Source organism: Pseudomonas sp. FH1 (assembly GCF_000510895.2).
In the GTDB taxonomy this organism is placed as follows: Bacteria; Pseudomonadota; Gammaproteobacteria; order Pseudomonadales; family Pseudomonadaceae; genus Aquipseudomonas; species Aquipseudomonas azotoformans_A.
This window is the reverse complement of record NZ_AOHM01000074.1, coordinates 1-9079: the sequence shown is the minus strand read 5'-3', so window position 1 is coordinate 9079 and position 9079 is coordinate 1. Positions and strand designations below refer to the sequence as shown.

The window sequence follows — 9079 nt, the reverse complement described above, 5'->3', positions numbered from 1 at the left end:
CGGTCTAACAAGATTTGTTTACATAATTTGGTCGGCATAAATGCAGTACCAGGTCAAATGCACGGTCGCCACAGCCGAGCAGCGTCGTCAGCTCGTCCAGGCTCGACACCGGCGCAATGGCGTAATAGCCCTGGTGGTTGAAGTCACGCTCCAGGCGCAGGCGCCGTTCGTGCTGGGTGTCGGCAATCATCACGCGCAAGCCCTTGTTGATCATGACCGGCTCCCGACGGCCGCAGCCGAGTGATGCAACCAGCCCAGCAGATCGCTGCCGCTCATGGGCCGTGCGTGCCAATAGCCTTGGCCGAGGGTGCAGCCCAGCGCCAGCAATGCGCGGTGTTGCTCAGCCGTTTCGATGCCTTCGATCACCACCGACATGTCCAGCGCCTCACCCAAGGCCAACGTGCTGCCGATGACCGCCAGGCAGCGCGGCTCATGCTTGAGGTTGCGTACAAACTCCGCATCCAGCTTGATTTCATTGAAGGGCAACTGACACAGGCGCTGCATCGAGGAAAACCCGGCGCCGAAGTCATCGATCGACAAGCGACAGCCCATCATCCGCAGGCGCACCAGGCTTTCCAGGCTGACATTCGGGGTTTCGAGCAGGCCGCTTTCGGTGATTTCAAAGGTGACATGGCTGCCCGCCACACCGTGGCTCTGCAGGATCTGCTTGATGTTGCCAGCCAACTCGCGATTGGCCAACTGGCTGGCGCTCAGGTTGAACGCCATGTTCAACAGGCTGCCTTGGCACCTCGCTTGTTCGTGCACGGCCAAGGACTGGTGCATCTGCAGGTACAAGCCCTCATCCAGCAAACCGTAGCGTTCCAGCGCTGGCAAAAACACGGCGGGCGACACGATGCCTCGCGTGGGATGCTGCCAGCGTGCCAGCACTTCTACCCCGCACACGGCGCCGCTGCGCAGGTTGAACTTGGGTTGGTAATACGCCTGCAATTGCTCCTCGGCCAGCGCTCGGCGCATCTGGGCTTCGGTGGCACACGCGGGTGCGTCATCGGGTGGGCAGGCTGCGATAGGCCGGGCATGCAACTGCTTTTTTAGCAATGCTTCCAGCGCCCCCGCCTGCAAAGGTTTTTCCACATCCCCGAGGAACTCCAGCCCGAGCAACGAGACGATCTGGCGCACCGCACGCCGCAAGTCCGGCGACAACGAGCTGCTGATGATGATCGACCCGACCTGCCCGCTGGCGCCGACGCGCTGGATGAACTCAACGCCGTCCATGCCTTCCATCTGCAAGTCACAGAGGGCGATGTCCACCGGGCCTTCGCGGTCCAGCAGGGCCAGGGCCTGGGCACCGTCCGCAGCTTCGAACACCTTGGCGCAGCCCAAGTGTTCAAGCATTTTGACGGCAACGGAGCGCTGGAAAGCATGGTCTTCCAATACCAGGACACGTAGCGCAAAGGTCATGAGGGCGGGACTCGTCTGTAGAGAAGTGCCCCATTGTTTCGCGACTTGGCCTAAGTGGACCTAGGAAACGTCTCTACGCTTGTAGGAAATTTCCCAAGAACGCCCACACCTCACGCCAGGTAATCCTCCAACTGCTCCGCCAAGTGCTCCATCGACTGTTGCAAGGTATCCACGGCCGCCGTCAGCGCCGCCGCGTCCAGCCCTTGGGCCGCCGACTCAAGGGCCTCGCACGCGTGGATCAAGCCGGCGGCGCTGATAATCCGCGCACCGCCCTTGACCCGGTGGGCCAGGTCAGCGAGCCCTTGCACATCGTGCTGGGTAAACAAGCGCATGAGCTTGGCCATGTCGCCGTCATTGCTCACGGCCAGGTCGCCCAGCAGGCGCTTGACCGACGCCTGGTCGCCACGGGCCAGTTGCTCCAGGCTGCTGATGTCGATGTCTTCCAACGGTGGCATGTCGGCCCGCGCGTCGGGTTGAACCACCGCCTGGGGTTTGACTTGCGCCAAGCGTGCACCCAGGTCCTTGAGGCTAATGGGCTTGAACAGGCAGTCGTCCATGCCCGCCTCGACGCAGCGCACTTTTTCTTCGGCCAAGGCATTGGCGGTAAAGCCCAGCACCAGACCGCGATGCAAGCCGCGCGCGGCCTCTTCGGCGCGAATCGCCCGCGCCAACGCGTAGCCATTCATGATCGGCATATTGCAGTCGGTGATGACCACATCGAACAGCTCGTTGCGCCAAGCCCGCAGGCCGTGGGCGCCGTCCTCGGCATCGGTGACCCGGTGGCCCAGGTAACCCAGTTGCTCCGACAACAACAGCCGGTTCGCCGGATAGTCGTCGATCACCAGGATATTCAGGGCCTCGCCAGCCACCTGGGGCTCAACCTCGGCCAAGGGTGCACAAGGTTCCAGGATCGGTGCATCCAAGCGCACTTCAATCTGCGTGCCCTGCCCCAACGTGCTGTCCAGGGTCAGGGTACCGCCCATCATTTCGCACAGGGTGCGGCTGATCACCAGCCCCAGCCCTGAGCCGCCACGGGGCGCCTGGCCATGGTTGTCCGCCTGGGTAAACGGGCTGAACAGGCGTTGCTGGTCTTGCTCGGAGATACCGCGCCCACTGTCCTCCACGCGCAAGCACAGGGCCAGGCGTTCCTGCCCCGGCAAGACGTGCGCCCTGGCGACCAGGCGCACCTGGCCGGCATCGGTAAACTTGATCGCATTGCTCAGCAGGTTGGACAACACCTGCTTGAAGCGCTGCGGGTCGATCAGCACCTCGGTACTGATCTGTGCCTCCAGGTCCAGCTGCAAGCGCAGTTGTTTCTGCCGGGCGAGACCATCGAACACCCGCGCCACCGACTCGATCAGTTCACGCAGGTTGGCCCGCTCCGGCGCCAGCGACAGGCGCCCGGATTCAATACGCGCGATATCGAGAATATCGCCAATCAGGTCGAGCAGGCCCCGCGCCGCGCCGGAGGCGACTTCGATGGCCGAACGGTCGAGCACCCCCTTGTCGGCTTTTTTCATCGCCAGTTCGAGCATGCCGATCACCGCAATGAACGGGGCGATATGTAGAATTTCAGAATTCTGACACGTCCCTGCATTTCTGTCCAACGGACTGCTATGATTGAATATTGTATTTAAGAAAGTGATCGGATTCGGAGCGTTTTAAATATGGATAGGTTGAGGGCGATAGGATTTGAATTAATTGGTCATTGGTTCAGCGAAAACAAAGAGCTAAAACTTGAACTAAACAAGTCTGCCAGTCAAAAAAACGCTCTTTACGCATTCGCTATAGATGATGAAGTTAAATATATTGGAAAAACAACAAGAACTATTGCAGAACGTATGTATGGTTATAAGAAACCCTCTGAAACTCAAAGAACTAATATAAAAAATAATGCTAATATCTTGAGCTCTATATCCCAAGATGAAGTTGTTGATATTTACGTTCTGCCTGACAATGGGCTTATGCATTACGGAGTCTTTCATCTGAATCTTGCTGCTGGACTCGAAGACAGTCTTATAAAAACTGTAAATCCTGAATGGAATGGTCGGCAGACTAACCATTTCGCAAGTGAAGAGCTAGAAGCTCCAAAAATAGAGCGGGCGGAAGTCGCACCAAAAATAAAGAAACAGTTCCAACTTATATTGCATTCTACCTATTATGAGAAAGGTTTTTTCAACGTTCCGATACTGGAATCAAAGTTGTTCGGAGATGATGGAGAAAACATAGAGATTTATCTGGGGAAATATAGTGATCCAGTTGTAGGAGTAATAAACAGAAAAGCCAATAGCAATGGAACACCAAGGATAATGGGAGGGCGTGCGTTACGAGAGTGGATAAGACAAAACTACAAGGAGTTGGAAAGTTTGCGCATTAGTATTTTTTCACCGTGCTCTATAAGGCTGGGATGATCAAGGTCGTGTCAATCATTCCTCTGGCAACAAAACCGAATACCTCGAATAATGACCAATAAAGATTAAACACGAAAAACCGCCCGAAGGCGGTTTTTTCTTAACAACTTAAAATCTCATAACAAAGTATAAGTTGGCGTTTAATAACAACACTAAACAATATCAATTTAGCATTTGATTACTAACTGTCAAGTCCAATTCCTGAGTTAAAGAAAAATATATGTTAAATTAATCAAATAACATTAAATATATATATGAAATTAAAACACTCATCCAAAAATAACGGATTAACCCTAATTGAAGCTTTGATATGGTTTGCTATATTTGCAGCAGTAGTTGCAGGGATATTTGCTCTTTATTCAAATGCACGTAATGCCAGCAATTCATCAACTGTGAATAAGGAGCTATCTACGATATTCTCTCAGACAGAACAACTTTTCGCTAGTGAAGATACGAAAGACCTAGATAAAGCGCTCGCTCTAAAAATGGGCGTTTTTCCTAAAAGCGTTAAAGTAAGTAGCAGTGGTGTTATCAGCAACGTCTTCGGCGGGACTATCGAAATAACAGGGCAAACCCCAAGCGGGTTCACTGTGACATATACAGGCGTGCCTTCTGGCGAAGTGTGTTCAAATATAGTTAGAGCACAAAAGGCTGTTGGCTGGGATACTGTCGAAGGTAAAGCTCTGGCTACATACGATAGCACTTACAGCATATCTCAAGTGGGGAGTGTATGTGGAGATAACGGAGGTGAAGTTACCGACCTTGTGTTTATTAGATTAGGTTCGAATACCTAATGCTCTGCCAAAACAACAAAGCCCTTGATTGGGCTTTTTGTTTGTCCGAAAATTTATGGGAGTATATTGGAGATACCCTGCCAAGTTGCTCCCCCTACGGGGCTATTATCCTTGATATAGTAAAAGTGCAACTTTAGTGCCAAACTAAAAATTTATTTCAATCAATCCTTGGCTTTTCTTTCTATAATACGTTCTACGGCTCATATTCATTTTCTCCCAAGGCTTATCTTGGGACTCAACTGAGCGGTCTGCATCGACATTATTCTCTTTCCGATAATAGTAGGTTCTTTTCGGTATCCCTTCATCTTCCCAAGGCTTGCCATCGATATATATTAGATTTGCAGAACTCTTTTTTCTTGACTGCTTAGCCCTATCACTTTTCAATTCGTTAAGCCTCTCTATAGAGAAATGGCGAGTAATAAACCGATAGACACTATTCGCAATGGTTTCAACCTCTCTTGTACCTAACTGGCACTCAAATGTATTAAATTCCATTGCTTGCTCAAGAATATTTGAGCGTAACTCTGTTTGATGGCACCTATGCCAATTTGAATATGCCCATAAACGGAGATTTTCAAACAGTGTACAATTTCTACCCGAGGCGAATCCGTCTTCAATTTTCTTTTTCTTTTTTTCGGCTCTCTGTTTTTTAACAAGGTCTTTATCAACAAACTCATTGAGATAGTCGAGATCGTAGGGTGTATCTTCATAGGAAAGGACTTTATAGGAGGACGCTTTAAAAGGGTTTTTAGTCAAAAGCCCATTATAGTTCATATCTGCGCCGACCCTTACTGCAAGCCCATGCTCAACATCGGAAAAGTATTTTATAGGCTTTTGGAGCCCCGTCACGTCGTTTTTGATGGACGTTTTTAGTATGTAGGTCATATGTGAGCGACCATTATCTAAATTCCTCACAATCAAATGTGGCGCTGGCAATCCTTTGTCTGCCCAATCCAATACGCTCATATCACTATCTAAATCAAGTATGATGAAATATTTATGAGTCAACGAATTCGGCTGAATATGGTTTGATTTTAGAGCTAAATCTAATGCGCCTATCTTCTTGCCGAAGTAGTAATCGTTAGTGTGATAAGGCTTTGGTGGAAGTTTTGACTTATATTGTTCAAGCGTGTTTTCAAGCCTTAAATGAGCATTGTTCATTTTCTCCTCTAATTATTTAGTTATTTAGGAGGAAAATTTGAGACTGGCTCTTGCTACATCAACTTGAAATGGTATATTGGATATACAATGCGTTGAACGTAGAAATTGATAGGCTTGGTCGCTCCTAATTTCTACTCCTTACAAGCAAGATAACATTTACCCCTTAAAGTGCAAATTTTAAGGGATTTTGTTTTTATAAGCTAAAAATTGAAATTCAATATGTTATGATGAATAAGAGCTTTGAATCGGCTCACTCGCATAATAACCCGTAAAACCCCTAGTCATAGCTAGGGGTTTTATATTTATTGCCAAGGGCTCTAGCGCCGAATAATTGCTATAAAGCAGATGCCAATAGTTATTTTTTAATGTTTCTGCATTGAAAAACCATCTAATGATGGTTTTATTTACCTTGGTTTTATTTTGCGCTTTATTTCTGATGAAATCGGAAGGTCTGGAAGTTCTTCACGATGTTCATCCAGCACCTCCAAATGCTGGTCTATTTCTCTATCAGCTTGATTTATAAATTCGCTACCATCCGTCCTATCGTTTATCTGAATTCTTAAATAAGCCAGTCTTGCTCGTTCAAGAGCCTTTTCCTGTATGTCTTGACGTTTCTCATAGAATAATTCATCAAGCCAGCCAACTACACCAGATATGAGATCACCGAGGTTGGTTTTAAATAACTTTAACTCGGCAATCCTTGCCGTTATTTCTCCTTGAATACGGTCTGACTCGGCACTTTTACTCTCAATATTTTTGATGTGGTTTTGAGTTTTCCTGCGATAAGCATCTGCTTGTTCACGTTCCTCGGCTGTTGCTTCCTCTGCAAGCCTCTGGCGTTCTATGGCGTCCTCTGCCTTGGTCAACTGAGCTTTAACATATTGCTGGGCTTTATGGACATAATGAGTGGTTTCCTGCTTTCGTCCTTGTGCAAGTTTTAAAGCGTTCTCCGCTTCCTCTCTTTTGATTTTTGCCAATTCATAGAGATTAAACGCACGTTCTGATTTTGGCTTTTTAGCCTCGCCATTGATGTAGCGGAGTGTGTTCATGTGCCCTTCGGTCTTTTCGTGTTTTTTTGCATAGTAAGAGGTGTTTTTCAATAGTCTGTTGTTCGTGTAGGCGTAAAACATATCCTGTAAATACCCGAACAATAATTGAGACTCCAAAAAATCAGGCGTCTCGCCAATCAGTTCTGTTCCTGGGCGATGCTTTTTTAGGTAAGAATTAACTTTTTTGATCTGCGTTTCACGCAAGTCATAACGCCCAGTTTTACTGCTCTTTGTTGAAATGAATAAGTGCGGATGGTCGCTATGGTCTGTTAGATCAACGTCTTCATCACCATGCAAAACGATGAAATGAATAGGATATTCAGGAAATACCTGCTGGTAAAAACCTTTGATTAAGTCAATTCGACCTTCTGCGCTAACCCCTGAAACTTCGTTTTTAGAAGGGAATTTAAAAAATGCTTCTTGGATGACTGCTTGGTTTTTTCTTATGAGAGGCTTTGGACCGTTTTCAATCTCGTTATGACATTCAAGAAATTTTCGCACTGTATCGAGTTTCTGGTTTTTTCGTTGTATGTCAAACAAAGCAATGTCAGATAAAAGCTGTTCAGTATCAGCAATGCCTTTGACGTTGAGTATGTTTTGAAAAGCGAGGATACTTCCATCGTCAGTTTCTTTTTTGCTTGCGTTCTTGACTTTGTTTTTTAGTTTTGTGCGTGCTTCCAGTAGTTCGGCTCTATTATTCTTAACGACAGTTGGTGCTTCTGCCTCATCGGTGATTTTTGCAAGTAGTGCTTCTCTCTGTTCTTTCGGGTAATCGTCAAGTCTGGTTGTGCCAGTTTCAGGAAGCCAGATTAGGTTAAGATGAGATTGCTCATCGAACCATTCCAATTTTTTTGGCTGACTTGCTGGTATGCGCAGGGAGTGGCGCAGACTCTTGAATAACTGACGGCGACCGCCGTGCCCATTTGTTGATTTTTTCTTAATCTCATTTGTATAGTTCAATGTTTTGAATATCATTGAAGTTATTTTTTTGCCATTCATTTTATCCTCATGTTGATTGTTATATTGGAGTAGAGCGCTTTTAGCTTCTGCCATTCCGGCAAGGAACCTGTGCTTACTACCGCAAGCGAAGCGTCTTTGCGAAGCAAAGTGTGGTGGTAAGCCCAACGGGTTAGAATAAACCCTATATAAATATTAGCATTTGGATCAATGCTTTTGCTTTTAAGCTGGACTTGTTCAGCTTACCCATACTTGTATGGGGCTGTGCTTTTGGCTGGACTTGTTCACCTTGCATACTTTGTTGGTGAATATATTTTGACGAGTTGATGGCAACATGATATTTTCCATAGTTACTCACAAAAATTAACGAATCACATAACGACCATGGATGTTAATAGTATGATAAGAAAAACAATGCTTCTTGCCTGCGCCCTAGCATTATCTGCTTGCGTAACGACTCCGCCTGACCAACTCACCATAACTACCGAAAAAAAAGAATTTCTTTATGACTACTCGGTCCCCGGAATTAGCAAGGATGAGTTATACACGCGCGCAAGTGATTATCTCGCGATCACCTATAATAACAGCAAAGTAATCTCTAGGGTTGAAGATAAGGAGCGAGGGACTATCATCGCCAAAGCAGTTTCAAGCTGGAAATTAAGCATTGATAGCTTCGTTATTACCGGAATGCCCTGTTACTCTAACTATGACATCTACTTCATTGCTAAAGACGGGCGAGCAAGACTCCAGCTGGCGCTAGTGCCGGGAGCACCTAACCCTTCAGTGTGTGGTTGGACATTACCTCCCAAGCGCGACTATCCACAAATTGTTGGTCAGTTCGATAATATCAGTAAAGAAATGCAAAGCGCATTGAACGGTAACGGCAAGCTCGACAAGCTTAACGATTTTTGATTTTATGGGTGGAGCCCTAAAAGGTGCCCAATCTTGATTGGGTGCTTTTTAGGGCTGGGTATGCGTTATTTCAGATGAGGCTTATATCGAGCCGTGTAACCGTCCGGCGTTACATCAATAGTATCTAAATGTTTGTCAGCGTGATAAATATCAAGCTCAAAGAATTTCTTTTTTATTGGATTGATAATTAGCTTAATTTTCTGTGAGTGCAGAAAGTTATTGATCTTTATGCGTCCTCGCTCTGTTAGCAATAGGCGGTAAATCTCCATCACATTAAAGTCGGACTTGCTCGCCAAATGCATTGAGCTGATTTTCAGGTTTAATCTATGGCGGTTGCAGGAGCTGAGTGCAACACGGTCATTGAATTGAAGCTGGA

Annotated in this window: 8 protein-coding genes and 1 pseudogene; 3 read left to right on the top strand and 6 right to left on the bottom strand. The window is 47.1% G+C overall.

From position 1 onward, the window contains the following. Positions 1 to 4: 4 nt before the first annotated feature. The 3 genes from H096_RS21870 to H096_RS21860 all read right to left on the bottom strand — a co-directional run bounded on the left by H096_RS21870 (position 5) and on the right by H096_RS21860 (position 2954). Positions 5 to 214 carry a hypothetical protein gene (locus H096_RS21870; RefSeq protein WP_051422131.1) on the bottom strand — a complete coding sequence of 70 codons (210 nt, stop codon included), beginning with the start codon at positions 212 to 214 and terminating at the stop codon, positions 5 to 7. Next, a complete protein-coding gene (locus H096_RS21865) occupies positions 211 to 1419 on the bottom strand; it encodes an EAL domain-containing response regulator (RefSeq protein WP_033901423.1) in 1209 nt (402 codons plus the stop codon). The genes H096_RS21870 and H096_RS21865 overlap by 4 nt, the downstream gene beginning before the upstream one ends. Before the next feature lie 110 nt (positions 1420 to 1529). After that, the gene (locus H096_RS21860) at positions 1530 to 2954 is read right to left on the bottom strand and encodes an ATP-binding protein (RefSeq protein WP_241495528.1); all 1425 of its coding nucleotides are present in this window, start codon (positions 2952 to 2954) and stop codon (positions 1530 to 1532) included. 132 nt (positions 2955 to 3086) lie between these two features. Between H096_RS21860 and H096_RS33490 the strand changes: the two genes are divergently transcribed. Both H096_RS33490 and H096_RS33485 read left to right on the top strand, forming a co-directional pair. After that, positions 3087 to 3830, top strand: coding sequence for a GIY-YIG nuclease family protein (locus tag H096_RS33490; RefSeq protein ID WP_082461738.1), 744 nt, complete (start codon positions 3087 to 3089; stop codon positions 3828 to 3830). A gap of 254 nt (positions 3831 to 4084) precedes the next feature. After that, positions 4085 to 4624, top strand: coding sequence for a type 4 pilus major pilin (locus H096_RS33485; RefSeq protein ID WP_082461735.1), 540 nt, complete (start codon positions 4085 to 4087; stop codon positions 4622 to 4624). A gap of 144 nt (positions 4625 to 4768) precedes the next feature. On the opposite strand, the gene H096_RS21850 is transcribed toward H096_RS33485, so the two are convergent. Together H096_RS21850 and H096_RS21845 are read right to left on the bottom strand one after the other, a co-directional pair. After that, positions 4769 to 5785 carry a replication initiation protein gene (locus tag H096_RS21850; protein ID WP_082461731.1) on the bottom strand — a complete coding sequence of 339 codons (1017 nt, stop codon included), beginning with the start codon at positions 5783 to 5785 and terminating at the stop codon, positions 4769 to 4771. Between the two features lie 404 nt (positions 5786 to 6189). After that, positions 6190 to 7887, bottom strand: coding sequence for a hypothetical protein (locus H096_RS21845; RefSeq protein WP_141562850.1), 1698 nt, complete (start codon positions 7885 to 7887; stop codon positions 6190 to 6192). Between the two features lie 288 nt (positions 7888 to 8175). Here H096_RS21845 and H096_RS33480 point away from each other — a divergent pair, with 288 nt between their 5' ends. After that, positions 8176 to 8703, top strand: coding sequence for a DUF4468 domain-containing protein (locus H096_RS33480; protein ID WP_206542897.1), 528 nt, complete (start codon positions 8176 to 8178; stop codon positions 8701 to 8703). A 65-nt stretch (positions 8704 to 8768) separates the two neighbouring features. Here the strand turns inward: H096_RS33480 and H096_RS34385 are convergent. Next, positions 8769 to 9079, bottom strand: a pseudogene (locus tag H096_RS34385) (hypothetical protein); the annotation flags it as partial.

Bases quoted from the DNA above. Each gene is read 5' to 3' on its own strand.
- H096_RS21850 (WP_082461731.1), bottom strand. From the start codon at position 5,785: ATGAACAATGCTCATTTAAGGCTTGAAAACACGCTTGAACAATATAAG.
- H096_RS21845 (WP_141562850.1), bottom strand. From the start codon at position 7,887: ATGGCAGAAGCTAAAAGCGCTCTACTCCAATATAACAATCAACATGAG.
- H096_RS33490 (WP_082461738.1), top strand. From the start codon at position 3,087: ATGGATAGGTTGAGGGCGATAGGATTTGAATTAATTGGTCATTGGTTC.
- H096_RS21865 (WP_033901423.1), bottom strand. From the start codon at position 1,419: ATGACCTTTGCGCTACGTGTCCTGGTATTGGAAGACCATGCTTTCCAG.
- H096_RS33485 (WP_082461735.1), top strand. From the start codon at position 4,085: ATGAAATTAAAACACTCATCCAAAAATAACGGATTAACCCTAATTGAA.
- H096_RS21860 (WP_241495528.1), bottom strand. From the start codon at position 2,954: ATGCTCGAACTGGCGATGAAAAAAGCCGACAAGGGGGTGCTCGACCGT.
- H096_RS33480 (WP_206542897.1), top strand. From the start codon at position 8,176: ATGGATGTTAATAGTATGATAAGAAAAACAATGCTTCTTGCCTGCGCC.
- H096_RS21870 (WP_051422131.1), bottom strand. From the start codon at position 214: ATGATCAACAAGGGCTTGCGCGTGATGATTGCCGACACCCAGCACGAA.